The organism is Knoellia sp. AC549 (assembly GCF_979258975.1).
Map to the genome: position 1 here is coordinate 2,565,785 of NZ_OZ409890.1, position 25,541 is coordinate 2,591,325.

25 protein-coding genes and 2 pseudogenes are annotated in these 25,541 nt (G+C 70.0%); 8 read left to right on the top strand and 19 right to left on the bottom strand.

Features of this window, described 5'->3' with window-relative positions:
* Positions 1-85 precede the first annotated feature (85 nt).
* Positions 86-1,090 carry a LacI family DNA-binding transcriptional regulator gene (locus tag ACZZ98_RS12545; RefSeq protein WP_463516547.1) on the top strand — a complete coding sequence of 335 codons (1,005 nt, stop codon included), beginning with the start codon at positions 86-88 and terminating at the stop codon, positions 1,088-1,090.
* A complete protein-coding gene (locus tag ACZZ98_RS12550) occupies positions 1,087-2,127 on the top strand; it encodes a class I mannose-6-phosphate isomerase (RefSeq protein ID WP_463516548.1) in 1,041 nt (346 codons plus the stop codon). Before ACZZ98_RS12545 ends, ACZZ98_RS12550 begins: the two co-directional genes overlap by 4 nt.
* A gap of 15 nt (positions 2,128-2,142) precedes the next feature.
* Here the strand turns inward: ACZZ98_RS12550 and ACZZ98_RS12555 are convergent, their stop codons facing one another.
* Positions 2,143-2,364 (bottom strand): RNA-binding S4 domain-containing protein, encoded by a 222-nt coding sequence (locus ACZZ98_RS12555; protein WP_463516549.1) that lies wholly within the window; start codon positions 2,362-2,364, stop codon positions 2,143-2,145.
* 44 nt (positions 2,365-2,408) lie between these two features.
* Here ACZZ98_RS12555 and ACZZ98_RS12560 point away from each other — a divergent pair, with 44 nt between their 5' ends.
* On the top strand, positions 2,409-3,098 hold the full coding sequence (locus ACZZ98_RS12560; RefSeq protein ID WP_463516550.1) for an aspartate/glutamate racemase family protein: 690 nt from the start codon (positions 2,409-2,411) through the stop codon (positions 3,096-3,098).
* A gap of 158 nt (positions 3,099-3,256) precedes the next feature.
* On the opposite strand, the gene ACZZ98_RS12565 is transcribed toward ACZZ98_RS12560, so the two are convergent.
* Entirely contained in the window at positions 3,257-3,544 is a 288-nt protein-coding gene (locus ACZZ98_RS12565; protein ID WP_380087649.1) for a WhiB family transcriptional regulator, read from the bottom strand.
* Positions 3,545-3,824: 280 nt separating this feature from the next.
* Between ACZZ98_RS12565 and guaB the strand changes: the two genes are divergently transcribed.
* Together guaB and ACZZ98_RS12575 are read left to right on the top strand one after the other, a co-directional pair.
* Positions 3,825-5,444: an IMP dehydrogenase gene (guaB, locus tag ACZZ98_RS12570; protein WP_463516551.1), complete on the top strand. Its 1,620-nt coding sequence runs from the start codon at positions 3,825-3,827 to the stop codon at positions 5,442-5,444.
* Between the two features lie 58 nt (positions 5,445-5,502).
* The gene (locus tag ACZZ98_RS12575) at positions 5,503-5,667 is read left to right on the top strand and encodes a heme biosynthesis protein HemY (RefSeq protein WP_463516552.1); all 165 of its coding nucleotides are present in this window, start codon (positions 5,503-5,505) and stop codon (positions 5,665-5,667) included.
* 22 nt (positions 5,668-5,689) lie between these two features.
* Here ACZZ98_RS12575 and ACZZ98_RS12580 read toward each other — a convergent pair whose 3' ends face one another.
* Together ACZZ98_RS12580 and ACZZ98_RS12585 are read right to left on the bottom strand one after the other, a co-directional pair.
* Complete coding sequence (locus ACZZ98_RS12580; protein WP_463516553.1) at positions 5,690-6,730, bottom strand: P1 family peptidase; 1,041 nt, start codon at positions 6,728-6,730, stop codon at positions 5,690-5,692.
* Between the two features lie 67 nt (positions 6,731-6,797).
* The gene (locus ACZZ98_RS12585) at positions 6,798-8,429 is read right to left on the bottom strand and encodes a DHA2 family efflux MFS transporter permease subunit (RefSeq protein WP_463516554.1); all 1,632 of its coding nucleotides are present in this window, start codon (positions 8,427-8,429) and stop codon (positions 6,798-6,800) included.
* Between the two features lie 136 nt (positions 8,430-8,565).
* Between ACZZ98_RS12585 and ACZZ98_RS12590 the strand changes: the two genes are divergently transcribed.
* On the top strand, positions 8,566-9,687 hold the full coding sequence (locus tag ACZZ98_RS12590; protein WP_380087660.1) for a GuaB3 family IMP dehydrogenase-related protein: 1,122 nt from the start codon (positions 8,566-8,568) through the stop codon (positions 9,685-9,687).
* A 66-nt stretch (positions 9,688-9,753) separates the two neighbouring features.
* Entirely contained in the window at positions 9,754-11,529 is a 1,776-nt protein-coding gene (locus ACZZ98_RS12595; RefSeq protein ID WP_463516555.1) for a GMC oxidoreductase, read from the top strand.
* Between the two features lie 4 nt (positions 11,530-11,533).
* On the opposite strand, the gene ACZZ98_RS12600 is transcribed toward ACZZ98_RS12595, so the two are convergent.
* The 15 genes and pseudogenes from ACZZ98_RS12600 to ACZZ98_RS12670 all read right to left on the bottom strand — a co-directional run bounded on the left by ACZZ98_RS12600 (position 11,534) and on the right by ACZZ98_RS12670 (position 24,749).
* Positions 11,534-13,318, bottom strand: coding sequence for an ABC transporter ATP-binding protein (locus ACZZ98_RS12600; RefSeq protein ID WP_463516556.1), 1,785 nt, complete (start codon positions 13,316-13,318; stop codon positions 11,534-11,536).
* 3 nt (positions 13,319-13,321) lie between these two features.
* Positions 13,322-15,121, bottom strand: a complete 1,800-nt coding sequence (locus ACZZ98_RS12605; protein ID WP_463516557.1) for an ABC transporter ATP-binding protein — start codon at positions 15,119-15,121, stop codon at positions 13,322-13,324.
* A gap of 55 nt (positions 15,122-15,176) precedes the next feature.
* Positions 15,177-15,798 (bottom strand): annotated as a pseudogene (locus tag ACZZ98_RS12610) (flavodoxin family protein).
* Positions 15,795-16,082 (bottom strand): WhiB family transcriptional regulator, encoded by a 288-nt coding sequence (locus tag ACZZ98_RS12615; protein WP_463516558.1) that lies wholly within the window; start codon positions 16,080-16,082, stop codon positions 15,795-15,797. Before ACZZ98_RS12615 ends, ACZZ98_RS12610 begins: the two are co-directional and overlap by 4 nt.
* Positions 16,083-16,177: 95 nt before the next feature.
* Positions 16,178-16,837 carry a response regulator transcription factor gene (locus ACZZ98_RS12620; RefSeq protein ID WP_463516559.1) on the bottom strand — a complete coding sequence of 220 codons (660 nt, stop codon included), beginning with the start codon at positions 16,835-16,837 and terminating at the stop codon, positions 16,178-16,180.
* An 83-nt stretch (positions 16,838-16,920) separates the two neighbouring features.
* Complete coding sequence (locus ACZZ98_RS12625; protein WP_463516560.1) at positions 16,921-17,718, bottom strand: sigma-70 family RNA polymerase sigma factor; 798 nt, start codon at positions 17,716-17,718, stop codon at positions 16,921-16,923.
* A gap of 363 nt (positions 17,719-18,081) precedes the next feature.
* Positions 18,082-18,651 carry a DUF3618 domain-containing protein gene (locus ACZZ98_RS12630; protein WP_463516561.1) on the bottom strand — a complete coding sequence of 190 codons (570 nt, stop codon included), beginning with the start codon at positions 18,649-18,651 and terminating at the stop codon, positions 18,082-18,084.
* Positions 18,648-19,067: a phage holin family protein gene (locus ACZZ98_RS12635; protein ID WP_463516562.1), complete on the bottom strand. Its 420-nt coding sequence runs from the start codon at positions 19,065-19,067 to the stop codon at positions 18,648-18,650. The genes ACZZ98_RS12630 and ACZZ98_RS12635 overlap by 4 nt, the downstream gene beginning before the upstream one ends.
* Positions 19,064-19,912, bottom strand: a complete 849-nt coding sequence (locus tag ACZZ98_RS12640; RefSeq protein WP_463516563.1) for a hypothetical protein — start codon at positions 19,910-19,912, stop codon at positions 19,064-19,066. The genes ACZZ98_RS12635 and ACZZ98_RS12640 overlap by 4 nt, the downstream gene beginning before the upstream one ends.
* Before the next feature lie 100 nt (positions 19,913-20,012).
* Positions 20,013-21,088 (bottom strand): annotated as a pseudogene (locus tag ACZZ98_RS12645) (YihY/virulence factor BrkB family protein).
* A gap of 82 nt (positions 21,089-21,170) precedes the next feature.
* On the bottom strand, positions 21,171-21,989 hold the full coding sequence (locus ACZZ98_RS12650) for an alpha/beta fold hydrolase (RefSeq protein ID WP_463516564.1): 819 nt from the start codon (positions 21,987-21,989) through the stop codon (positions 21,171-21,173).
* Between the two features lie 156 nt (positions 21,990-22,145).
* Entirely contained in the window at positions 22,146-22,850 is a 705-nt protein-coding gene (locus ACZZ98_RS12655; protein ID WP_463516565.1) for a GAF and ANTAR domain-containing protein, read from the bottom strand.
* Complete coding sequence (locus ACZZ98_RS12660; RefSeq protein WP_463516566.1) at positions 22,837-23,565, bottom strand: ANTAR domain-containing protein; 729 nt, start codon at positions 23,563-23,565, stop codon at positions 22,837-22,839. The genes ACZZ98_RS12655 and ACZZ98_RS12660 overlap by 14 nt, the downstream gene beginning before the upstream one ends.
* An 80-nt stretch (positions 23,566-23,645) precedes the next feature.
* Positions 23,646-23,885: a DUF2795 domain-containing protein gene (locus ACZZ98_RS12665; RefSeq protein WP_463516567.1), complete on the bottom strand. Its 240-nt coding sequence runs from the start codon at positions 23,883-23,885 to the stop codon at positions 23,646-23,648.
* An 87-nt stretch (positions 23,886-23,972) separates the two neighbouring features.
* The gene (locus ACZZ98_RS12670; RefSeq protein ID WP_463516568.1) at positions 23,973-24,749 is read right to left on the bottom strand and encodes a GAF and ANTAR domain-containing protein; all 777 of its coding nucleotides are present in this window, start codon (positions 24,747-24,749) and stop codon (positions 23,973-23,975) included.
* Between the two features lie 136 nt (positions 24,750-24,885).
* Between ACZZ98_RS12670 and ACZZ98_RS12675 the strand changes: the two genes are divergently transcribed.
* Positions 24,886-25,539, top strand: coding sequence for a UdgX family uracil-DNA binding protein (locus ACZZ98_RS12675; protein WP_463516569.1), 654 nt, complete (start codon positions 24,886-24,888; stop codon positions 25,537-25,539).
* The last annotated feature ends 2 nt before the right edge of the window (positions 25,540-25,541 follow it).

Below are 25,541 nucleotides of genomic sequence, written 5' to 3' on the forward strand. Positions count from 1 at the left end.
AGTCACGTTGCTCAGCAGCGCGGAATTTGATGTGATCTGGGGTGTGACAGCGTTGTCAGGAAAGCGGACATCCGCCCGGCCCACGATGGCGGACGTGGCCGAGGAGGCCCATGTGTCCGTCAAGACGGTCTCGCGAGTCGTGAACCGGGAGCCGGGAGTGCGCCGCGACACCGAGATGCGCGTGCGTGGAGTCATCGACCGCATCGGCTTCATGCGACATGACGGCGCCCGGATCCTGCGTCAGGGGCGCACCCAGACCATCGCCCTCGTCGTCGAGGACCTCGCCAACCCCTTCTACTCCCAGATCGGAGCCGCGGTCGAGCGTGAGGCCAGGATTCGCCAGCACCAGCTCATCACCGCGTCCGCCGAGGGCTCACCGACCCGCGAGCGCGTGGTGCTCGAGGGGCTCATCAACCGCCGGGTCGACGGTCTCGTCGTCGTCCCTGCGGGGGAGCGGCCGGCCACCGACCCGACCGTCTATGCCAGCGGCACTCCGATCGTCTATGTCGACCGTCCGGTCCGGGGCGAGCCGTGCGACACCGTCATCAGTGACAACGCCGGCGGGGTGCGGAGCGCGGTCGAGCACCTCGTGGCCCATGGGCACCGACGGATCGCCTTCCTCGGCGACAACGCCGAGTTCTGGACCGCCAGGCAGCGCCGAGAGGCCTTCGTCTCCATCCACGACGCCCTGGGTCTGCCGGGTGACACCCGCGTGGTCATGGGGCCGCACTCCTCCGAGGACCTCGTCGAGCGGCTCGGCGCCTGGGCCAGGGAACGCACACCGGTGACGGCCGTCATCACCGGCAACAACCGGGTCACCCTCGCGGCCCTGCACGCGATGCGGCAGGTCGGGGTCCAGATGGGCCTCGTCGGCTATGACGACTTCGAGCTGGCAGACCTCATCGAACCCTCCGTGACCGTCGTCCACCAGGACCCGGCCTCCATCGGCCAGAAGGCCGTCCTCCAGCTCTTTGCCCGACTCCTCGGGGACGAGTCACCGGCTCAGACGGTCGTGATGCCCACCCGGCTCATCGTCCGGGAGTCCGGTCGGCTCCTGTCATCGCTCCCACCTCGGAAGGCCAAACCATGACCGACACGTCGACGAGCGCGGCTTCGGCCACGACCGCGTCCCTGCCGTCCAACACGCCACGCAGGTTCTATCGCGGCGGCGAACGCATCTTCGACTTCCGAGGCGTCGACGCCGGGCCCGACTTCGACGGCTACCGGCCGGAGGACTGGATCGGCTCGACGGCGCGGCTCTTTGCGGAGGGCGGCGGGGGAGGCACGATTCTTGATGACGGGGTCGACCTGGCGCAGGCGTTCGCGACCGATGGCGCCGGCTGGTTCGGTGAGGCGCACGTCGCACGCTTCGGCGGCAACCCCAACCTGCTCACCAAGCTGCTCGACAGCGGTGAGCGCCTGCCCGTCCACTCGCACCCGAGCCGCGAGTTCGCCGCGGCGCACCTGGACTGCGACAACGGCAAGACCGAGGCGTGGATCGTCCTCGTCGCCGAGCCCGGGGCGACGGTCTGGGTGGGGTTCCGGGACGGGCTCTCCGACGCCGAGCTCGAGGAGCTGGTGGATGCGCAGGACGACCGCCTCCTCGCGGCGCTCAACCCGATCACGGTGACGGCGGGTGATGCCGTCCTCGTGCCGGCCGGGCAGCCGCATGCCATCGGCGAGGGTGTCCTGATCCTCGAGCTCCAGGAGCCCACGGACTTCTCGGTCATGTTGGAGCACAGCCGTTTTGGGCTCGAGCTCGATCACGCCTTCCTCGGGCTCGAGCGGTCGTTGGCCCTGCAGAGTGTCGACCACGGTCCGGTGAGCCAGGCGCGCATCGACTCCCTGCGCCGACGCTGGATCGACGTCGAGGGCGCCGGGTCGGCGCTGCCGGACGAGGCCAGTGCCTATTTCCGGGCCGAGGTCGTGCGGCCGATGACGGGCGACGTCACCGTCTCGGCGGCATACGCCGCAGTCGTCGTGGTCGACGGCCGCGGGACGTTCGCGTCCCACGACGGGACGCGCGACGTGCGTGCCGGCGACGTGCTCCTCGTCCCGCACTCCGCCGGGGACGTCACCGTGAGCGGGGCGGTCACCCTCATCCGTTGTATGCCGCCCGCCCCCTGAGGGCGAGCCCTGCGGTCACGCCTCGGCGATGATCGCGAACGTCTCTCCGGCATAGGTCACGGTGTCGCCGGGCCGCACCTGCCGGCCACGGCGGAGGTCGACCTCACCGTTGACCTGCACCTCGCCGGCCTCGACGACGGCCCGGGCGTCGGCGCCGTCCTCGACGACGGACGCGAACTTGAGGAGCTGGCCGAGCCGGATGCTCTCGCCGGCGATGGGGATCTCGGTGGCTGTCACCCGACAAGGATAGGTGCGCATCGTCGTGGCCTAGGGTGCGAGGCATGCGCACGCTCGGAGTCCTCGGTGGGATGAGCTGGACCAGCACGGAGAGCTACTACCGGCTCCTCAACCAGGGTGTCGCCGCGCGGCTCGGCGGTCTCCACTCGGCCCGTCTCCTGCTGCACAGTGTCGACTTCGCGCCGGTGGCACAGGCGCAGCACGACGGTGACTGGGACACGACGCTGGCGATCCTGTCGGAGGCCGCGCAGGGCCTGGCGCGCGGCGGCGCCGAGGGGCTCCTCCTCGCGACCAACACGATGCACAAGGTGGCCGACGAGCTCGAGCAGGCCTGCGGCATACCTTTGCTGCACATCGCCGACGCCACGGCCGACGCGATCCTGGCGGAGGGCACGAGTCGGGTGGGGCTGCTGGCGACGGCCTTCACGATGGAGCAGGACTTCTATGTCGGTCGGCTGCGGGCGAGGGGCCTCGACGTCATCGTCCCGGACGGACCGCAGCGCGCCGAGGTGCACCGGGTCATCTATGACGAGCTGTGTCGCGACGTCGTGCTCGACTCCTCGCGTGACACCTATCGCGAGGTGATCGCGTCCCTCGTCTCTCGAGGCGCGCAGGCCGTCATCCTCGGGTGCACCGAGGTCTCGCTGCTGGTCGGAGCGCAGGACAGCCCGGTCCCGCTCCATGACACGACGCAGATCCACGCCGAGGCCGGCGTCGGTTTCCTGCTGGCCTGACCACGAACCGGTCCGACGGCCGCGGCCTCACGGATGAAGCCGGGTGGCTGGGAGCGTCCCTGGTCGCTCCCAGCCACCCGGCTGGTGCCGATCGGTCGAGAGCGTCCCTGGTCGCTCCCGGCCATCCGGCCGTTCGTCACACGCGGCTGAGGTTGCGGTCAGCTCGCGAGCTCACGTTGGTTGAGGATGCGGATCCGCTCCTCCTCGGTCATGCCACCCCACACGCCGTAGGGCTCGCGCGACGTGAGCGCGTGCTCGCGGCACAGCTTGAGCACGGGGCAGGTGTCGCAGACGGCCTTGGCTCGGTCGTCCCGGCTGCGGCGCTGGTTGCCGCGCTCGCCCTCGGGGTGGAAGAAGACCTCTGGGCTCACCTGGCGGCAGTGGCCGTCGAACTGCCACTCCCAGACATCGAGCGTCGGCTTGGGCAGTCGTGCGATGTCAGTCATGACCCCTCCTGTGCGTGCTGCCGACGTCGTCGTCGGTCGCCGTCGTCGTGGCGCGCCCCTCGTGCGCAGCATCAGGCTAGGAACGGGTTGGCAAGGGCCGGGTCTGCTCCGGGTAAGAAGTTGGCAAAGTAGGATCGGCCTCCGAAAACGCGCAGGTCAGCGCCGGTCCGTCACAGGACTTTTCGCGAGACTGAGCCTGGGAACCAGGCGGGTCCCCGCTGGTTCGCGGCTGGTTCGCCGCTGGTTCGGAGCGGTGGAGGGGCTGCTCTAGACTTGGGCGATGAGCCTTGGTGTCGACCGTCACTCCACCCACCTCGAGGCCGAGCCCGCCGCCCCGGCGCCGGCACCCCTGCCCACTGATGCACAGGTCCCCTCAGGCGCCGAAGCCGCGCAGCCCGCCCTGCCGGCGCCCTTTGCCGCTCTCGGACTCACCTATGACGACGTGCTGCTCCAGCCCGGCGAGACCGACGTCATCCCGAGCGAGGTCGACACGACCTCACGCGTCACCCGTGAGATCAGCCTGAGGGTGCCGCTGGTGTCCGCCGCCATGGACACGGTCACCGAGGCGCGGATGGCGATCGCGATGGCCCGCCAGGGCGGCCTCGGGATCCTGCACCGCAACCTGTCGATCGAGGACCAGGCCTACCAGGTCGACCTCGTCAAGCGCACCCAGACCGGCCGCATCTCCAACCCCGTGACGATCGGTCCGGACGCCACGCTCGAGGACCTCGACGAGCAGTGCGGCCGCTACCGCGTCTCCGGCCTGCCGGTCCTCGACGACGGACGCCACCTCATCGGCATCGTCACCAACCGCGACCTCCGCTTCACCCCCGTCGCCGAATGGGCCACGACGCTCGTGCGCGACGTCATGACGCCCATGCCACTCATCACCGGCTCCGAGGACATCAGCCACGCCGAGGCGACGAGCCTGCTGCGCCAGCACAAGCGCGAGCGGCTGCCCCTCATCGACGGAGAGGGGCGGCTCACCGGCCTCATCACCGTCAAGGACTTCGTGAAGTCCGAGCAGTTCCCGCACGCGAGCAAGGACGCGTCCGGGCGCCTGCTCGTCGGTGCGGCCGTCGGCTACTTCGGGGACGCGTGGGAGCGTGCCACGACCCTCGTCGACGCCGGCGTGGACATCCTCGTGCCCGATGTGGCCAACGGTCACGCGCGGCTCATGCTCGACATGATCAAGCGCCTCAAGAGCGACCCGGCGACCCGGCACGTCCAGATCCTGGCCGGCAACGTCGCCACCCGTGCGGGAGCCCAGGCCCTCGTCGACGCCGGCGCCGACGGGGTCAAGGTCGGAGTCGGACCGGGCTCGATCTGCACCACGCGCGTCGTGGCCGGTGTCGGCGTCCCGCAGGTGACCGCGATCTATGAGGCGTCGCTCGCCTGTCGGGCGGCTGGCGTCCCGGTCGTCGGTGACGGTGGCCTGCAGTACTCCGGCGACATCGCCAAGGCACTCGTCGCCGGTGCCGACTCGGTGATGATCGGCTCGCTCTTCGGTGGGTGCGAGGAGTCGCCCGGTGAGCTCGTCTTCGTGAACGGCAAGCAGTTCAAGGCCTACCGCGGCATGGGGTCGATCGGGGCCATGGCCTCGCGTGGCAAGAAGTCCTACTCCAAGGACCGCTACTTCCAGGCCGATGTCGCCAGCGACGACGAGCTCGTCCCTGAGGGCATCGAGGGCCGGGTGCCCTACCGCGGCCCTCTCGGAGCCGTCGTCCACCAGCTCATGGGCGGCCTGCACCAGTCGATGTTCTATGTCGGCGCCCGCACGGTGCCCGAGCTCAAGGCCAAGGGCCAGTTCGTCCGCATCACGACAGCGGGCCTCAAGGAGAGCCACCCCCACGACATCACCGGCATCGTCGAGGCACCGAACTACTCCTCGTCACGTTGACCCCTGTGAAGCACCTCCCTCGGTCACACTGAGGAAGTCACGGCAACAGGAGGCGCAGATGACCAGTCCTCACACGCAGCACGACCTCGCAGCGCGGGTGCACGTCGACCTGCCGCGCGTCACGGTCGACCAGATGACGACGAGCCAGGACACCGACCCGCCGCCCGACCCCACGGGCGGTCGGGACGTCGAGGCCGAGTTCATGATCCGCCACTTCGGCTGACCACCCCGCTCGCCCGAGAGCGTCAACGCGTGAGGGCGTCGGCCCAGCTGCTCAGTGCGATGCCACCCTCACGCGTGCGGTCGACCGAGGATGCCGCCAGCATGGCGTGACCGATGGCCCGGGTGACGCAGTCCGCCGCGGCTGCCTGGAGGTGGACGAGGCCGAGGTCGCCCGGCGCTGCCCGCTCACCTGTCGCCAGGGTGAAGATCGTGTCTCCGTCGTATGCCGTGTGCACCGGTGACAGGGCCCTCGCCAGCCCGTCATGGCTCACCTCGGCGAGCTTGCGGCACTGCACCTTGCTGAGGGTGGCGTCCGTCGCCACCACTGCGATGGTCGTCGCCATCCCGGCCCGCAGCTCCCTCTCGGCCGCGGCGAGAGCCTCCCAGTAGGCCCCTGCCGCATCGCGATCCGGAGCGGGCGCGGCGGCGAACTCGTCTGCGAGACCGGAGCGGACGGCATACAGCGAACCGTCAGGAGCGCACGGTGAGCCCATCGCGTTGACGACCACGATCGCTCCCACGGTGAGCCCGTCGACGATGGCGCTCGCGCTGCCGACGCCACCGCTGAGCCCGCCCGCCCTTGCGCCGGTGCCGGCACCGACCGACCCCTGGGACACCGGACCGTCGGCGGCGCTGCGCCACGCCGTCGCGCCATCAGCTGCTGTGGGTGTGTGGGTGAAGACCCCGCCGCGCGCGAGGTCGAGGACGACGGCAGCCGGGACGATCGGCACCACCTGCGTGCTGTCATCGGCGCTGACCGGCCACCCCCGGGCGTCGGCGTGGGCGGCCTGCATGACCCCGTCGGCGCTGGCGAGGCCGAAGGCGCTGCCACCGGCCAGGACCACGGCGTCGACCCGGTCGACGAGGCGGGTGGGGTCGAGCAGGTCCGTCTCCCTCGTCCCGGGTGCGCCGCCGCGGACGTCGACACCGCCGACCGTCCCGGGCGGTGGCACCACGACCGTGACGCCGGTGAGCCAACCCGGCTCGTCACGGGTCACCTGGCCGACGCGGACGCCGGCGACATCGGTGATGGCGTTGTGGCGGCCGGGTCGCGCAGTGTTCATGGGGCCAGCATGCCGAAGGCCGGTCCGCCCTCGAGGGGTGGACCGGCCTTCGCCGTGCGAGCCGAGGTCAGTGCAGGATGACCGGGGGCGCCACGTCAGCGGCGTCCGCATCGTCGAGCAGGTGGCTCTTCTCGTGCTTGCGCGGGAGGAACCAGGCCGACACGAGGGTGAAGGTCAGCATGATCGCCGCGATGAGGAAGGTGTTGCCGAAGACCTCGCCCATGGCGTCGCTCACGGCCCTCTGCAGGGCTGCGCCTCCTGCGGCCGGGTCCTGGAACTGGCTCAGGATCTCGCCGACGAGGGGGAACCGCTCGAGGAGCCCGCCGGTCTGCGACGGGTCGACGTCCTTCACGGCTTCGGCGTAGCCGCCTGCCTGCGCCACGAGGTCGTCGTTCTTGAGCCCGTTGGTGAGCACCACCGAGATGATCGCGACACCGATGGAGCTGGCGACCTGCTGGCTGATGTTGAGCAGCGTCGAGCCTCGAGCCACCTGGTGCGACGTCAGCGTCTTGAGAGCCGAGGTCATGAGCGGCATCATCGTGGCGCCCATGCCCAGCCCCATGACGAAAAGCACGGGGATGAGGTAGCCCCAGTAGGACGTGTCGCCGTCGACCTGCGTCAGCGCGAACATGCCACCCGTGATGAGGAGCAGACCGAAGGGCACGATGCGACCGACCGGGATCTTGTCGGCGAGCGCTCCGGCGATCGGCATGGTGAGCATGGCGCCGATGCCCTGCGGGGCCACGAGCAGCCCGGCGTCGAGAGCTCCCTCGCCGCGCACCTGCTGGAGGTAGGTCGGCACGAGGAGCAGCCCACCGAAGAACGCCCCGGCGAAGATGAACATCGTGATCGTCGACACCGTGAGGTTCTTGTTCTTGAACAGGCGCAGGTCGAGCAGCGGGTGCTCCGGCATGAAGCTGTAGAACACGAACGCGATGATCAGCGCGAGCCCGATGCCGGTGAACCCGAGGACCTTGGCCGAGAGGATCGTGCCCTCCTCGGGGATCGACGAGATGCCGTAGAGGAAGGCCGCGAGACCGGGGCTCATCAGGGCCATGCCGACGAAGTCGAAGGACTCGGACGGCTCGGGGTTGTCACTGGCCAGGGCCCACCAGGCGTAGGCGAGGGCGGCGACGCCCAGCGGCAGGTTGATGAGGAAGATCCAGTGCCAGGACACGGTGTCGATGAGCCAGCCGCCGAGGATGGGTCCGGCGATCGGGCCGAGCAGCATGGGGACTCCGAGGATCGCCATCAGGCGGCCCATGCGGGCGGGGCCGGCGGCCTTGGTCATGATCACCATGCCCAGGGGCATGAGGAGACCGCCACCGAGGCCCTGGATGACCCGGAAGAGGATGAGCATGTTGATGCTCGTGGCCATGGCGCACAGGGCCGAACCGAGCGTGAACAGGGTCAGGGCCAGCATGTAGAGGCGCTTGGTGCCGAAGCGGTCGGCTGCCCACCCGGTGAGCGGGATGACCGTGGCCAGAGCCAACGTGTAGGCCGTGACCGTCCACGCGACGGTGGAGTAGGGCAGCGGGTTGTCCTTGCCGGTGAAGGTGACCTGGAGGTCGGGGAGCGCGACGTTGACGACGGTGATGTCAAGGATCGACATGATGGCGCCGAGGACGACGACACCGGCGATCTTGAGGACCGCCCCGTCGATCTTCTCGGGGTACTCGATCTGGGCAGGGCTGGACAAACGGGGCTCCTCGAGAGCAAGGGGTGGGTTCGGCGCCGGTGCCGGGGACGCGGGAGAAGCCCGCGGGGACATTGTGCTCCTCCCCGAAGCCCCGACGCCAGTCCGTTGTTCCTCCGGGCGTGGTTAGGCTTCGGGGGTGAATGAGATCGAGATCGGACGTGGCAAGCGCGCCAGGCGCGCCTACTCCTTCGACGACGTGGCGGTGGTGCCCTCGCGGCGCACCCGCGACCCCGAGGAGGTTTCGGTCGGCTGGCAGATCGACGCCTACCACTTCGACCTGCCGGTCATCGCCGCGCCCATGGACTCGGTGATGTCACCCGAGACCGCGATCGCGTTCGGCGGCCACGGGGGCCTGCCGGTCCTCGACCTCGAGGGGCTGTGGACCAGATACGAGGACCCGGCGCCGCTCCTGGCCGAGATCGCCACGCTCGAGCCGGCGCTCGCGACGTCGCGGATGCAGGAGATCTACCGGGCCGAGATCGTGCCCGAGCTCATCGTCGAGCGCCTCCGCACCATCCGTGAGGCCGGGGTCACCGTGGCCGGTGCCCTCACCCCGCAGCGCACCCAGCAGCTCTGGAAGACCGTCGTGGACGCCGGCGTCGACCTCTTCGTCATCCGTGGGACGACCGTCTCGGCCGAGCACGTGTCGAGCCGCGCCGAGCCGCTCAACCTCAAGCGCTTCATCTACGAGCTCGACGTGCCCGTCATCGTCGGTGGCGCCGCCTCCTACTCCGCTGCGCTGCACCTCATGCGCACCGGGGCCGCAGGTGTGCTCGTCGGCTTCGGTGGTGGCGCGGCGCACACGACCCGGCGCACCCTGGGCATCCACGCGCCCATGGCCTCGGCCATCGCCGACGTCGCAGCAGCCCGGCGCGACTACCTCGACGAGAGCGGCGGCCGCTACGTCCACGTCATCGCCGACGGCGGGGTCGGCACGAGCGGCGACATCGTCAAGGCCATCGCCTGCGGGTCCGACGCCGTCATGCTCGGCGCCGCCCTGGCCCGCACGACCGAGGCTCCCGGCCGCGGCTTCCACTGGGGGGCCGAGGCCCACCACTCCGAGCTGCCGCGCGGTGAGCGGGTCGAGGTCGGTGCGGTCGCCTCGCTCGAGGAGGTCCTCTTCGGTCCGAGCCGGGTCGCCGACGGCACGACCAACCTCGTCGGCGCGCTCCGTCGGGCCATGGCCACGACCGGCTACACCGAGCTCAAGGACTTCCAGCGGGTCGAGGTCGTCGTCGCGCCCTACGAAGGCGGCTGAGCGACCCGCTCCGCGACGTCGGTCACACCCCTGTCCCGGCCGGGACCCTTTGGTTACTCTCAGGTAATGACCGATGCGACGGAGGGTGCGGACATCGACGTGGACGTCGTAGTCATCGGGACCGGCTTCGGCGGCTCCGTCGCAGCGCTGCGCCTGGCCGAGAAGGGCTACTCCGTCCACATGCTCGAGGCCGGCCGCCGCTTCGAGGACGAGGACTTCGCCCAGACCTCGTGGGACCTGCGCAACTACCTGTGGGCGCCAGCGCTGGGTCTTTATGGCATCCAACGTGTGCACCGGCTGCCCGACGTCATGATCCTTGCCGGCGCCGGTGTCGGTGGTGGCTCCCTCAACTACGCCAACACCCTCTACGTGCCGCCTGCGCCGTTCTTCAGCGACCAGCAGTGGGCCCACATCACCGACTGGCACGCCGAGCTGGCGCCGCACTACGACAAGGCCTCGGCCATGCTCGGTGTCGTCGAGAACCCCTGCGAGGGCCCCGTCGAGCAGATCTGGCGCGACGTCGCCTCCGACATGGGCGTGCCGGAGACCTTCCGGAAGACCCCGGTGGGCGTCTACTTCGGCGAACCCGGCGTCGAGGTCGAGGATCCCTACTTCGGTGGGGCCGGTCCGTCTCGCCGCGGGTGCATCGAGTGCGGCAACTGCATGGTCGGCTGCCGACACGGCGCCAAGAACACGCTGCGCAAGAACTACCTCCACCTCGCCGAGGGGCTCGGCGTGACCATCGAGCCGCTGCGCACGGTGACCCGGCTGGGGGTCGTGCCCGGGACGGAAGGCGCGCACCCGGCATACGGGCAGGGCGCTGTCCACCGAGTCCTCCACGAACGGACCGGACCCGTCGCCGGCAGGGACACTCGAGTCATCACCGCGCGCCACGTCGTCGTCGCGGCCGGCGCGTGGGGCACCCAGACGCTTCTGCACGCGATGCGCGACGAGGGTGAGCTGCCGCGCATCTCGGACCGGCTCGGCCACCTCACCCGCACCAACAGCGAGGCGCTGCTCGGCGCGATGACGCAGCACGTGAGCGACGGGGCAGCCGTGTCGACCGGGATCGCCATCACGTCGTCGTTCCACCCGGACGCGGACACCCACGTCGAGAACTGCCGCTATGGGCCGGGGTCCAACGCGATGGGTCTGCTGTCGACGCTCCTGGTGCCCGGTGACACCGGTCGGTCACGACCCGTCGAGTTCCTGCGTCAGCTCCTGCGTGAGCCGCAGGCCCTCCTCAAGCAGTTCCCCATGACGAGGCGGTGGAGCGAGCGCACCATCATCGGGCTCATCATGCAGTCACGCGACAACTCCCTCCGGGTCTCGGGTCGCCGGGGGCTCCTGGGCCGGCGCGGACTCACGTCGCGCCAGGGGCACGGGGAGCCGAACCCCACCTACATCAAGGCCGGCCACGACTCGATGCTGGCGGTCGCCGACCGCCTCCGGAGGCTCACCGGCGAGTACACCATCGCGGGGGGCACCTGGGGTGAGGTCTTCGACGTCCCGCTGACGGCGCACTTCCTCGGTGGCGTGGCGATCGGCGACAGCGCGCGGACCGGTGTCATCGACGCCTACCACCGGCTGTGGGGCCATCCCGGGGTGTCGGTGGTGGACGGGTCGGCCGTGTCGGCCAACCTGGGTGTCAACCCGTCGCTGACGATCACTGCACAGGCCGAGCGGGCGATGTCCCTGTGGCCCAACAAGGGTGAGGTCGACCAGCGTCCTGACCAGGGTGAGGCCTACCGGCGGCTCGACCCCGTCCCGGCGGCCAACCCGGCGGTGCCTGCGCTCGAGCGGGTCGCACTCGGCCTGCCGGTGGTCCGCACCGTGCCGTGACGGATCAGTCCTCGTCCCGCCAGGCTCGCCAGAGGGCGGCATAGGCGCCGTCGCGCTCGATGAGCTCGTCGTGTGTGCCGAGCTCGCTGATCCGTCCGTCCTCGACGACACAGACCCGGTCCGCGTCGTATGCCGTGTGCAGCCGGTGCGCGATCGCAACCACCGTGCGTCCCTGGGTGACGGCGGCGAGGGACCTCTCGAGGTGTCGGGCGGCGCGCGGGTCGAGGAGCGACGTCGCCTCGTCGAGCACGAGGGTGTGCGGGTCGGCGAGGACGAGCCGGGCCAGCGCCAGCTGTTGCGCCTGGGCCTCGGTCAGCGGGTGCCCACCAGAGCCGACCGTCGTCTCGAGACCGTCCGGCAACGCTGCGACCCAGGCGTCGGCATCGACGGCCGACAGGGCGGCATACACCTCGTCGTTGGTGGCGGTCGGTCGCGGCAGGCGCAGGTTCTCGCCGACCGTGCCCACGAAGACGTGGTGCTCCTGCGTGACGAGCGCGACCTCGCCGCGCAGGGAGGACAGCGTGAGGTCGACGAGCGGCACGCCACCGACGGTGACGCGGCCGGTGCGCGGGCCGTCGATGCCGGCCATGAGGCGACCCAGGGTGGACTTGCCCGCACCTGAGGGGCCGACGATCGCGAGCCGCTCCCCGGGGCGCAGGGTCAGGGTGACGCCGTGGAGGACGTCGCGCCCCTCGCGGTAGGAGTAGCGGACGTCCTCGACCTCGATCGTCTCGCCGCTCGGCTCCTCGCCGGTGGCGACCCGGTCGGGCGGGACCTCGCCGACCCCGAGCACGCGCGAGAGGGACGTGGCCGCGAACTGGATCTCGTCGAGCCAGCTGATGAGGTCGCCGAGCGGGTCGAGCATCTGCTGGATGTAGAGGGTGACCGCGGTTGCCGCGCCGATGGAGATGTGGCCGTTCCAGGTGAGCCAGCCGCCCCACAGGACCGAGACCGCGATGGGGAGGAAGAAGCCGATCTCGAGCCACGGGAACCAGCGCATGCGGAGGCTGACCCCGACCCGCTCGGCGCGCCCGGCCTCGGCGAGCACCTCGTCGAAGCGCTCACCCCGCTGCCGGCCGAGGCTGAGGTTGTCCATCGTGCGCAGGCCCTCGATCGTCTCGGCGCCGACGGAGTTCAGCCGGGCATAGGCGGCGTGCTCCCAGAGGTAGACGCGGCCGGCGCGCCTGAGGTACCAGACGCTCGAGGGGATGTGGAGGAGCAGGGGGGTGAGCAGGGCGAGGGCCGCCAGCGGTGAGGTGATGACGGCTGCGACGACGGTGGCCGTGACCGTCATGACCGACACGACGATGGCGGGGATGCCGAAGCGGATGACGTGGGTCATCGCCTCGATGTCGTTGGTCGTGCGTGCCACGAGGTCACCGGTGCCGGCGCGCTCGAGGGTGGAGAGCGGGAGGCGGACGGCGTCGCGCACGAAGTCCTCGCGCAGCCGGGCGAACACGTGCTCCGAGAGGATGAAGGCGGCCCGCCGGGCCACCCAGGTGAGCACCGTCTGGGCGAGGATCGCAGCGACGAGCACGCCGATGAGGACGTCGATCCGTCGCAGGCTCGCGCCACCCTGCGTCACTTCCTGGACGATCTGTCCCAGCACCCACGGGCCGACGAGGCCGACGAGCGCGGCGAGCCCGTGGAGGCCAAGGACCCAGAGGAGCGGACGGCGGTGGTCGCGGAGCAGGACGCGGGTGTGCGCCATGACCGTCTGACGGCTCGCGATGGGCAGCGAACGCCTGGCGTGGTCGGTGTCGCCGAGCTGCTGGAGGATCGGGGTCATCGCTCAGTCCTCCTCTCCGCGCAGGACGATGCGCCGGTATGCCGGGTTGTTGCGGACGAGGTCGCGGTGCGTCCCGTGGGTGGTCACGACACCGTCCTCGACGACGAGGACCTGGTCGGCCCGGTCGAGCAGCAGCGGGCTGGCCGTGACGATGACGGTGGTGGATCCGTTGCGGTGCTTGCTGATCCGCTCGGCGATCCGTGCCTCGGTGTGGGCGTCGACCGCACTGGTCGGCTCCACGAGGACGAGGACCTCGGGCTCACGCAGCAGCACCCGGGCCAGCGCGAGGCGCTGGCGCTGGCCGCCCGAGAGTGAGCGTCCGCGCTCCTCGAGCTCACCGTCGAGGCCCCCGTCGAGGGAGTCGATGGCATCGGCGGCGTCTGCTGTGTGGAGGGCCGCGAGCAGGGCCTCGTCCTCGTGTCCGTCCGCGCCCAGCTCACGACGCACGGGGCCGCTGAACAGGTGCGGGTCGGAGTGCGAGACGACGATGGCGCGGCGGACGTCCTCGATGGGCAGGTCGTCGAGCGCGTCGTCGCCCCAGGTGACTCCGTGGCGGCCGGGGACGGTGCGGCCCAGTCGGGCGGCGATCTGGGCGGCATCCTCGGGTCGCGCCGAGACGATGGCGGTGAGCCGGCCCGACTCGATCCGCACCCCGGACACCGGGTCGACGAGTGCGCGAGGCACCGACGCGGCCGGCGTGCCTGTGGTTTCCTCACCCAATTCCCCGAAAACCAACGCGTGCGCGTGAGAAACGGGGGAATTGGGTGAGAAAGTCACTGTGGGGGAGGGCGAGTGGTCGGGCTGGGCGGCGAGGATGGTGACGAGCCGGCCGGCCATCACCCGGGCCGTGATGAGCTTGTTGACGAACTCGGTCGCCGTCCGCAGCGGCATCGTGAGGAAGGCCGTGTAGCCGTAGAACGCCACGAGCTGGCCCGGGCTGATCTCACGCGCCACGGCGAGGTGGGCTCCCAGCCCTGTCACGACCACGACGAAGAGGCCGGGCAGCAGCACCTGCGATGCGTCGAGCAGGGCCTGCACCCCGGACAACCGCACACCGGCGTCGCGCACGCGACTGGACTGGCCGGCATACCGGTGCAGAAAGTTCTCCTCACCACCCACGCCGCGCAGGACCCGCAGCCCCGAGACGGTGTCGGCCCCGAGCGCGGTGAGCTGGCCGGACTCCTCACGCTGCGCCTGCTGCCTCCTCTGCAGCGGACGCATGATGAACGAGAGGGACCCCAGGAGCAGGGGACCGCCGATGAGCATGACCAGCCCCAGCGTCAGCGAACCGCGCAGGAGGATGACCGAGACGACGACGAAGCTCACGATGGCTCCGGCGAACCGCGCCGTGACGTCGAAGACTCCTCCGAGCTTCCAGAAGTCGTTGGCGAAGGCAGTGAGGACCTCGCCCGCCGGCTTCTCGCGCGTCAGTGCCGGGCCCGCGCGACGCACCGCGCGCTCGGTGACGATCGCCGAGTGGAAGGCGGCGAAGAGCCAGCTGCTCACTGCGAACCAGTGGCGCAGGTTCGTCGTGAGCGCACTGACGATGCCCATGCCGAGGATGACCGTGGCCCACAGCACCAGCGCCCGGCCGTCGCGAGCGACGAGCCCGTCGTCGATGGCCCGGCCGATCGCGGCCGGGACCAGCGCGATCGACAGCATCCACGGGATGCCGAAGGCTGCCCCCGCCACGAGGGTTCGCCACTGGCGCCGAGCCAGCCAGAGGATCAGGCGGTCGGCGTCAAGCGGGGGAGTGGCATCGGCCTCGACGGCGTAGGGCCAGAGTTTGGGTGGGGTCGGCATCGCACCTCAACCGTACGAGCGAGGCGCGGCCTCCGGCCACCGAGTTTCCTCGGTCTCAGGCTGACGGGTAGGGCTGGGCCTTGAGCACTCGTGCCAGATGAGCGGCGTTGGCGGCGAGGGTCTTGGTGGTCTGACCCGTCTTCTCCGGTGTCGAGTCGAGGTCCTTGTAGTCCGTCGTGTGCATCGCCTCGCCGTTCCAGTAGGTCACGCCCTGGGCCGGGATGGTGAAGCCCACGTCGTCGAGGGCCTGGAAGATGACGGAGCTGATGTGGTGGGCCCCGTCCTCGTTGCCGACCACCACGGCGCAGCCGACCTTGCCGTAGACCTGCGGCTGACCAAGGTCGTTCGTCTCGGAGAAGCTCGGCGTCGAGCCGCTCGAGAACGCGCTGGCAGATGCTCGAGTGCTGCCCCATCCACGTCGGAGTCGCCAGGATGAGGATGTCGGCGGCCATGACCTTCTCGCGCAGGGCCGGCCAGGCGTCGCCATCGCCCGTGTCCAGCTCGACGCCCGGCCTCACGTCATGGTCGACGACTCTGACGAGCTCGCCGGTGACGTCATGCTGGGCCAGGGCGTCGAGGACCTGCTGGGCCAGCAGGTCGGTGCTCGACGGTGCCGGCGACGGCTTGAGGCTGCAGGTCAGTGCCAGGGCGGTCAGCGACTCGTTCGTGGTGCTCATGCAGTCCTCGTCTCCGGTAGGCGGTTACGACGAAGCGTGGCACGCTCGGCGGCGGTCAGGCCACCCCAGACGCCGTGTGCCTCGCTGTGCAGGGCGTGCTCCAGGCACTGGCCACGCACGGGGCACCGGCCGCAGACCCGCTTGGCCGTGCGCTCCTGGCGTCTGCGGTCGTTCCGGTGGATGGAGTCGTCGACGAAGAAGCTCTCGGCGTCCTCGCGCCTGCACAAGGCACTGTCCTGCCATTCGTACTGCTCATAGAGCGGTTTCGGAAGTTCCCAGGACATCGGCCTCTCCTTCGCCTTGTGCATCGCTCTGCACGTGTGCGAGCCCTTGCCCCAGAACCTGAGTCGTCAAACGCGCCACCCTCAAACGCGCCACCTCAGGATGCTGGCGGCAGGATCCTCATCCGGTTCGGGGCCATGCCGTGGTCGATGCCCCACAGCACGGCAGAGGTGCGGCTGCTGACGCCCATGCTGCGGTAGGCGGAGCGAACGTAGGACTTGACCGAGTTCACGGTGAGGTAGGTGCGTTCGGCGATCTCGCTGTTGCTCAGGCCTGCTGTCACCAGGGCGATGACCTCGGACTCTCGCGGGGTGAGGCCTGCCGCTCGCCAGGACCAGGGTTCGCTCGACAGGTCCGGTGTCGCCAGCTCGGCCATGGCATCGGGGCGGTCCTCCCGGATGCACAGGAGGGCGGCCACGAGCCGTTCGGCGTCCAGCCATTTCGGCAGAGCGCTGTGGACGCCTCGGGCCCTGGCCGACGTGATGAGCTCCTCCGTGAGGTTCCACGTGTAGAGCACGACCCGCCCCACCCGTCGATGGTTGACGAGGTGGTCGAGCTCAGCGCCGTCCAGGCCGCCGCGGGTGAGTGCGTCATGGAGGACCACGTCGACGTGGTGACCGTCCTCCGTCTCGGGATCGAACTGCACGACCTCGACCTGCTCCCGGAACGGCTCGAGCATCGCCGTGGCGCCTCGCACCACGAGCTCGTGGTCGTCGACGACGGCCACGGTCACGGGTTCTCTGCTGGAGGCGTCCACCGCTCGTGCCTACCCGCGACCCAGCACGGCAGAACGCCCGCGCCCAGGCCCCGGCGGAGAGGGCGAGACCGCCGGTCCTGACGTCACGCCGATGCCCGGTCCTCCACCAGGCCCTCGCGCAGTCGTTCGAGGATGGCGGACAGCAGCCGTGAGATCTGCATCTGGCTCACTCCGAGGCACTCCCCGATGTCCGCCTGGGTCAGCTCCTGCACGAAGCGCAGGGTCAGGATCCTTCGGTCACGCTCATCGAGCTGTGCGATGAGGCTGCCCAGCGCTGCGCTGGTCTCCAGCGTCGCGAAGTCGTCCTGTTCGGACGCCAGGTGATCGGCCAGCGACGTACCCCACGGGGTGAGGGCGTTGAGCGACTCGGCGCGGTACCCCGCGGAGCAGGCGACCGCCTCGCGGACCTGGTCGCACTCGAGCTCCATCGCCTCGGCGACCTCGGTGATCGAGGGAGCATGGCGCAGATCCTGCTGCAGGCGCTCCTCCTTCGCGACCACCTCCGCCCGCAGCTCCTGCAGGCGGCGCGGTGGGCGGACGGCCCAGCCGTGGTCGCGGAAGTAGCGCTTGAGCTCGCCGGTGATCGTGGTGGTCGCGTACGGGGCGAAACCGTGGCCCAGTCCCGGGCGATAGCCCAAGGTGGCCTTGACCAGAGCCATTCGGGCCACCTGCACGAGGTCCTCGACCTCCACTCCCCGACCTCGGTAGCGGCGGGCCAGTCCGTCGGCCAGGTCGAGGCTGAGGACGGTCGCCTCCTTGCGCAGTCGTGCTGCACGTCGGTCGTCCGTCGTGGTCAGGGCAGCTTCGAGCAAGGTCTCGATGCCCGGCTGACCGTCAGGGGGGTTTGGATGGACAGGTGTGGTGGTGCGCAGCGGTGCCATGTCGTCCTCACGGTGTGTGGGGTGGGGCGACGGCACCGCTGTTGGACCGGTCGCAGGCCTCAACCAAATCACCAATGGGCCTCCGGCGCAAGGGATGTCGACCGAAGAAGCGCTTCTGCCGTGCCGGTCGACGATGCCGTGCATGACTGGGCCGCACGGGGTAAGCACCATCAAAAAGGGCCGGTGGCCGGCCTGCCCCGAGCAAGGACCGTCACGCCGTCCGAACCTCACCAGAGCCCACCCGGTGTCGAGTAGGCGATGTGCACCCCGGTGCTCTGAGCGCGCCGGTCAAACGACGGCGGGCGTGCACCGGATGGCTCCGGCGCACGCCCGCTCGCAGGTCTCGCAAGTGGAGACCCTGGCTCAGGGACTGGCCTCCTGAGCCTTGGCCCGGCCTTCCTCGCTGACCGTCTGGGCAGCGCTGGCACCCTCGGCCCTGACCTCCTGGGCGCCGGCCTGTGCCGTCTCCTTCACCGAGGCAGCGGCCTCCTGGGCCGGCTCCTTGAGGTGGGCGGCCGCGTCCTTCGCCATGCTCGTGGCCTCGTCCACGAGTGGCTGGGCCTGCTCGCGCACGGCCTGTGCGCCCTCCCGCTCCTTCTGCGAGGCCGGCAGGAGCGAGCCCAGCAGCCACCCGGCGGCGAGGGCGACGGCTCCGGCGGCCAACGGGTTGCCACGGGTCTGGGACCGCAGCTGCTGGGGCGCTGAGGACGCGACGTCCGCGGCCTGGTGTGCCATGTCGGCACCCTTGGAAGAGGCGTCATCGGCAGTGCCCATGACTCGCTCGCGCATCGAACCAGCCTTGCTACCCACCTTGTTGACCTGTCGGCGGGCGATGTTGCGGGGATCGGCGGTCGTCGTCAGGTCGTTGACGTCGTTGCTGAGTCGACCCCGAGTCCTCTCGATGTCCTGGCGGATGATGTCTGGGTCACTCATCGGTGCTCGTGTCCTTTCAGTGCTTCAGGAATTTCCTTGGTGGTCTCCGTCGTGCGCTCCATCGGATTGCCCACACGCCGCAGTCGGTTGCGGCCGATGACAGCGAGGACGGCCGCGATGACCGCCCAGATCAAGGCGACGATGAGCGCGGACCAGCCGCGGCCCGTCACCTCTCCCAACGACCACCAGAGGGCGACGGAGAGGAAGACCAGGACGAGGTGACCCGCGACCGCGGCACCGCCCAGCATCCCGGCACCCTTGCCGGCGGCGCCTGCGCTCTGCTTGGCCTCGGCCTTCGCGAGCTCGATCTCTTGCCGCACCAACGTGGACAGGTCCGCGCTGATGTCGGAGAGCAGGTCGCCCACAGAACGAGAGGAGCCCTCCTCGTAGCGGTGGCTCCCAGAGCTGTCGGTCATCGCGGTTCCTGCAGGCCGGTCCCGGCCACACCGGGACCACCCATCCCGCCCACGGTCCCGGGGGCGCTACCGCCACCGGCGTCCGGAGGCAGGACTGGGTCGCCTCCGACGCTGGGCACGGCCGGGGCGACTCCGGCGACCGAGCCGGCCGGAGTGGCGTAGGGATCCATGCCCGCCGTCTGCACGTCCGGCGTCGGGTAGGTTCCGGTGCTGCCCACGGTCGATGCCTGGTCGGCGGAACCGTCATCACGGCTCTCGTCCACCATGGCCCGACTGAGGCGTCCACCGAGCAGGCCGACACCGGCGGCGATCGCGAGGAACGCACCTGGTCGCTGCCTGGCGAACCGGCGCGTCTCGTCGAGGAGCGAGCCGGGGTCGCGGTTCTCGAGCCAGTCGGCCACCGTCGAGGCACGGTCCGAGACCTCGCGGACCACGCTGTCGGCGACGCCCGAGCTCTCACTGCTCCGGGACATCGAAGACAGGTCGTCGGACAGGGTGCGCAGCGAGCCGGCAACGCGCTGCTGCTGCTGGCCGGTCTGGTCCATCAGCTCCTGCCGGGACTGCTGCCACAGCTGGCGGGCCTGGTCCTTGGCCTCGCCGGCAACCTGGCCGGCCTGTTGCTTCGTGGTGTCGGCGACGCTGCTGGCCTCGTCCTTGGCGGTGCCGGCCACGTCCTTGGCAGCACCCATTGCCTTGTCCTTGGTTCCTTCGGAGCCCTGGGTCCCGCTGGAGCCCTGGGTCACGCCGGCCGATCCGCCCGCAGGTGGCATGCCGCCGGTGTCGGGCGTGAGCCCGGCGCCTGGATCGGTGTCCGCGACACCGGGCCGCGTGGTGTATTCACTCATGGAAGTGCGTCCTTCCCGTCAGGTCGCGCACACGTCGCGCGACTGACAGTCCCCTACCCGCGCTTTCTCACCGCAAACCCGTCGGCGCTTCGGACGGGCTTCAGGCGTCACTGTCCCCGCCGTGGGTGACGCGCACCCTGCGTCCGCGCTCGACGTCCTCCTGCTCCTTGGCCTGCGCCTTGTCGCTCGCCCGGGTGTCGCGCGGGGGAGCTGCAGCTCGCGTTCGGCGGGCAGCCCCGACTGCAGCTCTCGTCCTCGTTCCAGCTCGCTGTCGAGCTCGGCGCCGAAGAGGAGGGCGAGGTTGGTGATCCACAACCACAGGAGGAAGACGACCACCCCGGCAAGGGCGCCATACGTCTTGTTGTAGCTCCCGAAGTTCGCCACGTAGAAGCCGAAGGCCAGTGATGCGAGGATCCACACGACGATGGCGACCACGGCACCCACGCTGATCCAGCGGAACCGTGGCTGCTGCACGTTGGGCGTGGCCCAGTAGAGCATCGCCACGATGAGCACGACGGCTGCCAGGATCACCGGCCACTTGGCGATGTTCCAGACCGAGACGGCGGTCGAGCCGAGGCCGATCGCGTCGCCGAGGGCTTGCGCGACCGGTCCGGTGGCCACGAGCGCCAGGGACACCAGCGCGACAAGGATGAGCGCGACGGCGGTGATGAGGAGCTGGACGGGTCGCAGCTTCCAGAACGGACGGCCCTCGCGGACCTCGTACATCCGGTTCAGCGCCCGTCCGAACGACCCGACGTAGCCGGAGGCCGACCACAGGGCAGTCGCGAGGCCTGCGACGAAGGCGAACCCCGCCGCGCCGCTGCCTGCGACGAGGGTCTGGACCGTCGGCTCCAGCGTTTCGGCCGCGGAGCCCGCTCCGACGTCGCGCAGGATGCCGAGCAGCGTGTCCACGGTCTGCTGGCCCTGACCGAACAACCCGACGAGGGAGAGCAGGGCGAGCAACGCGGGGAAGAGCGCCAGCACGGCGTAGTAGGTCAGTGCCGCCGCCAGGTCCGTGCACTGGTCCTTGCTGAACTCGCGCATGGTCTTGCGCAGGACATATCGCCACGAAGGTTTCGACAGCTCGGTGGGCGAGTCCGGTGAGGGGTCCGCGCCGTCGGCTGCCGGTGTGCGTGAACGGTCGTCGTCAGTGGTGGTAGTGCGTCTCGTTGTCATGCTCAGCTCCTCAGGTTGGCTCATGGTGCTTTCCCCGCAGATCAGTCTTCAACCTCGTATGTTCTCGAGAGGTCGCGCGAGCTCACCGGGACAGGAACGACAGCAGGGCCTGGTTGAACTGGCTCGCGTGGCTGACGTTGATGCCGTGGGGACCACCGGCGATCACGACGAGCTGACTGTTCGGGATCGCCGCGTGGGTGCGTTGCCCCGAGCCTTCGAAGGGGACGGTCGCATCGGCGTCGCCGTGCAACACCAGGGTCGGGACCGACACCCGCCGAAGGTCCTCACGGAAGTCGGTGGCCTCGTACGAGGCCATGCACTGGATGGCGGCGTTCCTGTTGGCGCCCAGGCACAGCGCGAACGCCTCCTGCCTCCGGGACTCCGCGACCTTGAGCTCGCCGTTGGCGGAGAAGAACTCGGTCACGAACTCGTCATAGAAGTGCTCGCGGTCGGTGCTCAGGGACAGCGCCATCCTGGCCGCCTCGGCTTCCTCGAGCGGCCCCTGGGGGTTGCTCGTGGTGTGCAGCATGAACGGTGTGACGGCAGACGCGAAAACCGCTGATCGCAGTCGCTGCTCACCATGTCGGGAGATGTAGCGCGCGAGCTCGCCACCGCCCATGGAGAACCCGACGAGCGTGGCGTCCCGGAGGTCGAGTCGCTCGATGAGGTCGGCCAGGTCGTCCGACAGCTGGTCGTAGCCATAACCGGTCAACGGCGCCTCCGAGTCTCCGAAGCCCCGGCGGTCGTAGGTGACCACGCGATAGCCCTCACTGGTCAGGACCGGGACCTGGTCGTCCCAGGCCCTGCCGCTGAGGGGCCAGCCGTGGATGAGGACGACCGGGCGACCACCGCCCCCCGTGTCCTCGTAGTGGATCCTGACGTCGGAGACGGTGCTGGGCATCGATGCGTCCTTCCCGTGGACTCGGCGGAGTTCGGTGGGACATGCATACCCACCGCACGCGCAGCCCATTCCGGCCACGGACCGAGGACGACGACAAAGCGTCCCTGACGAGCCAGCCGGTATGCCGTGGTGAGACCGGCGATGCCGGCTCTGACGCTACTGCGAAGGTGCACCCTTGTCGTCGATGACCTGTCGCGCCAAGGACGTCATCGACCGGTCCTGCTGGGTCGCGAGCTGCCTGAGCCGGTCGAAGGCGACATCCATGTCGACCTGCTCCCGGTAGGCAACGACGCCCTTGGCCTGCTCGATGAGGATGCGGCCGCCCAGAGCGACTCCCACCTGCTCGTGGACGACGTCGTGAGTGAGACCCACGGGCCGGAGCAGCAAGGCACTCACCAGGTCGGCATAGACTTGGCCCAGGCTGCGGAGGTCCTCGGCGTTCCCACTCTGCTTGGCGTGGAACACGTTGACCGCGCCCAGGATCGTGCCCTGCCATCTCATGGGGAAGGCATGCACCTCGGTGTACCCGGCCTCGCGGATCAACGGGCTGACGTCGGGCCACCGGGACTCGATCTCGCCCAGGTCGCTGGCTGTGACGACGGTGCCGGTGGAGATGGCCTCGACGCAGGGACCGGCCTTGTGCTGCGCCTGGTAGAGCTCGAGCTCTGTGGCGCGGTGGCTGCTCGCTGCGAGCACGTCGAGCTCGCCCGACTCGAGGCGCACGACCACACCCACCGCCCGGGCCTGCATGGCCTCGAGGGCGCCGTCGACGAGCTCGGCCAAGAGGTCGGTGACCTCGCCCTGGCTGACGAGGGCCTGAGCGGAGGCCGCGATGACCTGCAGAGGTCTAGGAGGGGTCATGGTCGGTTCCACCCGTCGTGTCGTCTGTCCTGAAGTCGAGCCGGCGGTCGACGACGTCGTGTGCGATGTGTGCCAAGGTCGTCTCCGCGGCGAAGGCGTGCGCTCGCAGGAGGGCCATCGCGTCGTCCACGCCGATGTTCAGCTGGGCGACGACCATGCCGGTGGCCTGGTGGATCCCGGCGCGCTCGGTCCATGGGCCCGACAGGTCGGTGTCGGCGGCATGTGCGTCGCGCATGAGGGCTGCGCCGAGGGCATTCGAGAGGAACTGGGTCGAGGCCGGCTCGAGGGCGAGCGCGCGACCCACCGACGCATGACAGGTGAGGACTCCCAGGACCTCGTGGTCAGGGCGAATGGGCAACGCGAACAGCCGCACGGGGGCGATGCTCTCGTCCGCCGCGATGCTGAACTGTGGCCATCTGTCATCGGCATCGCCACCGAGGTCGGCGACCTGCTGCACACCTGTGCGGAAGGCTTCGTGACCGGGCCCCTCGCCGAGGACATCCTGCAGGTCCTCGAGCCGTGCGGCGAGGTCGTCGGTCGCATAGAGCGTCACTCGCTCTCGACCTGTGTAGGCGAGTGTCATCGCCGCTCCGTCAACCCCCAGGATGGCGACGGCTGCGGCGCAGAGACGACCGGCCAGGGGGACCGCGGGGTCCTGACGTGCCATGGCGTGCGCGAACTGGGAGAGCAGAGTGGCGCGCGTCTGCAGATCCACTCCATCACCTTCATCGCCCTGGGGCACGGGAGACCGCCTTCGACTGTCGTTGCAGCCTACCGCCGCCGGCTGGGGAAGGCTCAGGACAGGTCATGCCACAAGGCGTCGAGAGAGGCATAGGTGCGGGTGGCCGAGCACTGGCCCACCCGCCAGAGCACTCGGCTCGGGGCACGCCTGCTGATGAGCAGCGCCAGCAGGTCGTCCTGTCGGGCGGGGAAGGCCGATGGCCGCAGGTAGGTCGCGACCTCGCTCTGCGAGACGGCGGGTGCAGAGATGGCGACGTCCGGGGAGCCGTCACTCGGAGTCAGCTGGATGGTCATGACGTCGCCTCTCACTCAACCGTCCTTGGCTGGACGGCATCGGTGAAGCCATACCCATTGCGGGCCCACGCCAACCATCGTGGGGTCTCAGCCGTCGGACGAGCCCGCGTCGACGGAGGACCGACTCGGCGCCGGGTAGTGCGTCAGGTCGAGGGTGCCGTTCGCGATGACGTCGTCGGCGATGACGTGCACCTTGCGGTTGCTCCGCTGGCTGGTGACGGACAGCACGTTGAACGCCTGGTCCCGCGTCAACGAGTGCTGCGCCATGAGGATGCCGACGGCGGTGGCGATAGCCCTGTTGCTCTCGAGGGCATGGCGCAGGTTGTCGACCTCCTCCTGCCGCATCGCGGCATTGACGGCGACCGCGCCATGGGTTGCGAGCAGGAAGCCGCGTGACACTGCGTCCTCGTCGAAGGCGCCGACCCGACGCGAGTAGATGTTGAGGCCGGCAACGGCCCTCTCGTCGTCGATGAGCAGGCGATAGGACAGCATGCTGTCGATCCCCAGCTCCGACGACGCCCTGCGCCCGAACTCCGGCCACCGCTCGTCGTGCCCGAGATCGTTGGTGTGGAACACGGACTGGTCCACCACTGCGTCGACGCACGGCCCGGAGCCCAGGGAGTACTGGAGGGCGTCACCGCGCTCGGCTGCGGGGTCGCTGCTCGCCTCGGTCCGGAAGGTACTGCTCCGCAGCGTGGTGACGCTGGCCCAGTCAGCCCCGGGGATCCGGTCGACCGTCACCCTGACCAGGGCCTGGTATGCCGCCAGCGGGTGGTCCTGGATCAGGGAGCCGAGCTCGTCGAAGGCCGTCACGAGCCCCAGCAGATCCGCACTGCTGCCTGCGGGCGGAGACACGTCACCCATGACCCCAGTGTACGAAGGTCCGACGACAAAGGCTCCGTTGGTCCGGCAGGTACTTCGATCGGCCCAGCGGCGGTTGCGGTGATTCCTCGACGGGTAGGAGACGCGCCCCTGCTTCGCATCCCACCCGAGGAGATCCATGGCAGCCCGACCTCGACCGGCCGACTGGCCGGGGGCGGCCGGCTGGGTGCCGTCGCCGCCCTCGATGGACACCCTGCAGCCTGCCGCCCAGGACTGCGAGGGGTGCGATCTCTTCCGTGGGACAACACAGGCCGTCGTCGGTGCCGGACCGAGCCACGCGGAGCTCATGCTGGTGGGGGAGCAGCCGGGGGATCGTGAGGATCTCGAGGGTGAGCCCTTCGTCGGCCCCGCCGGGAGGCTCCTCGACGAGGCCCTGTCCACCGCGGGCCTGGACCCCTCATCGGTCTTCCGCACCAACGTGGTCAAGCACTTCCGGCATACAGAACGCGATGGCAGGCGACTGCACAAGTCACCGGCTCGCTGGCAGGTGGCCAAGTGCGAGCCATGGCTCCTGGCCGAGCTCGACTCGGTGCGGCCCAGGGGAGTGGTGCTGCTGGGCGCGACCGCCGGGCAGGCCGCGTTCGGTCCCGACTTCAGGGTGAGCGACCGACGTGGTCGCCGGCTGCCGTGGCCCGCAGGCTGGCCCGACCACCACGGCGGCTTCAGCGTGGCCACGGCCCATCCGGCATCGGTGCTCCGGTCGCGTCGGCGACGAGAGGACCTCGGCTCCCTTGTCGCAGACCTGCGCGTCGCAGTCGAGCTGCTGGACTGACC

What these genes read in the sequence shown, in the direction of transcription:
- ACZZ98_RS12650 (WP_463516564.1), bottom strand. Translation starts at nt 21,989, where the DNA reads ATGCCCAGCACCGTCTCCGACGTCAGGATCCACTACGAGGACACGGGG.
- ACZZ98_RS12560 (WP_463516550.1), top strand. Translation starts at nt 2,409, where the DNA reads ATGCGCACGCTCGGAGTCCTCGGTGGGATGAGCTGGACCAGCACGGAG.
- ACZZ98_RS12670 (WP_463516568.1), bottom strand. Translation starts at nt 24,749, where the DNA reads ATGGGTGACGTGTCTCCGCCCGCAGGCAGCAGTGCGGATCTGCTGGGG.
- ACZZ98_RS12625 (WP_463516560.1), bottom strand. Translation starts at nt 17,718, where the DNA reads ATGGCACCGCTGCGCACCACCACACCTGTCCATCCAAACCCCCCTGAC.
- ACZZ98_RS12580 (WP_463516553.1), bottom strand. Translation starts at nt 6,730, where the DNA reads ATGAACACTGCGCGACCCGGCCGCCACAACGCCATCACCGATGTCGCC.
- ACZZ98_RS12635 (WP_463516562.1), bottom strand. Translation starts at nt 19,067, where the DNA reads ATGACCGACAGCTCTGGGAGCCACCGCTACGAGGAGGGCTCCTCTCGT.
- ACZZ98_RS12640 (WP_463516563.1), bottom strand. Translation starts at nt 19,912, where the DNA reads ATGAGTGAATACACCACGCGGCCCGGTGTCGCGGACACCGATCCAGGC.
- ACZZ98_RS12545 (WP_463516547.1), top strand. Translation starts at nt 86, where the DNA reads ATGGCGGACGTGGCCGAGGAGGCCCATGTGTCCGTCAAGACGGTCTCG.
- ACZZ98_RS12575 (WP_463516552.1), top strand. Translation starts at nt 5,503, where the DNA reads ATGACCAGTCCTCACACGCAGCACGACCTCGCAGCGCGGGTGCACGTC.
- ACZZ98_RS12630 (WP_463516561.1), bottom strand. Translation starts at nt 18,651, where the DNA reads ATGAGTGACCCAGACATCATCCGCCAGGACATCGAGAGGACTCGGGGT.
- ACZZ98_RS12675 (WP_463516569.1), top strand. Translation starts at nt 24,886, where the DNA reads ATGGCAGCCCGACCTCGACCGGCCGACTGGCCGGGGGCGGCCGGCTGG.
- ACZZ98_RS12595 (WP_463516555.1), top strand. Translation starts at nt 9,754, where the DNA reads ATGACCGATGCGACGGAGGGTGCGGACATCGACGTGGACGTCGTAGTC.
- ACZZ98_RS12605 (WP_463516557.1), bottom strand. Translation starts at nt 15,121, where the DNA reads ATGCCGACCCCACCCAAACTCTGGCCCTACGCCGTCGAGGCCGATGCC.
- ACZZ98_RS12665 (WP_463516567.1), bottom strand. Translation starts at nt 23,885, where the DNA reads ATGACCATCCAGCTGACTCCGAGTGACGGCTCCCCGGACGTCGCCATC.
- guaB (WP_463516551.1), top strand. Translation starts at nt 3,825, where the DNA reads ATGAGCCTTGGTGTCGACCGTCACTCCACCCACCTCGAGGCCGAGCCC.
- ACZZ98_RS12565 (WP_380087649.1), bottom strand. Translation starts at nt 3,544, where the DNA reads ATGACTGACATCGCACGACTGCCCAAGCCGACGCTCGATGTCTGGGAG.
- ACZZ98_RS12550 (WP_463516548.1), top strand. Translation starts at nt 1,087, where the DNA reads ATGACCGACACGTCGACGAGCGCGGCTTCGGCCACGACCGCGTCCCTG.
- ACZZ98_RS12655 (WP_463516565.1), bottom strand. Translation starts at nt 22,850, where the DNA reads ATGACCCCTCCTAGACCTCTGCAGGTCATCGCGGCCTCCGCTCAGGCC.
- ACZZ98_RS12615 (WP_463516558.1), bottom strand. Translation starts at nt 16,082, where the DNA reads ATGTCCTGGGAACTTCCGAAACCGCTCTATGAGCAGTACGAATGGCAG.
- ACZZ98_RS12600 (WP_463516556.1), bottom strand. Translation starts at nt 13,318, where the DNA reads ATGACCCCGATCCTCCAGCAGCTCGGCGACACCGACCACGCCAGGCGT.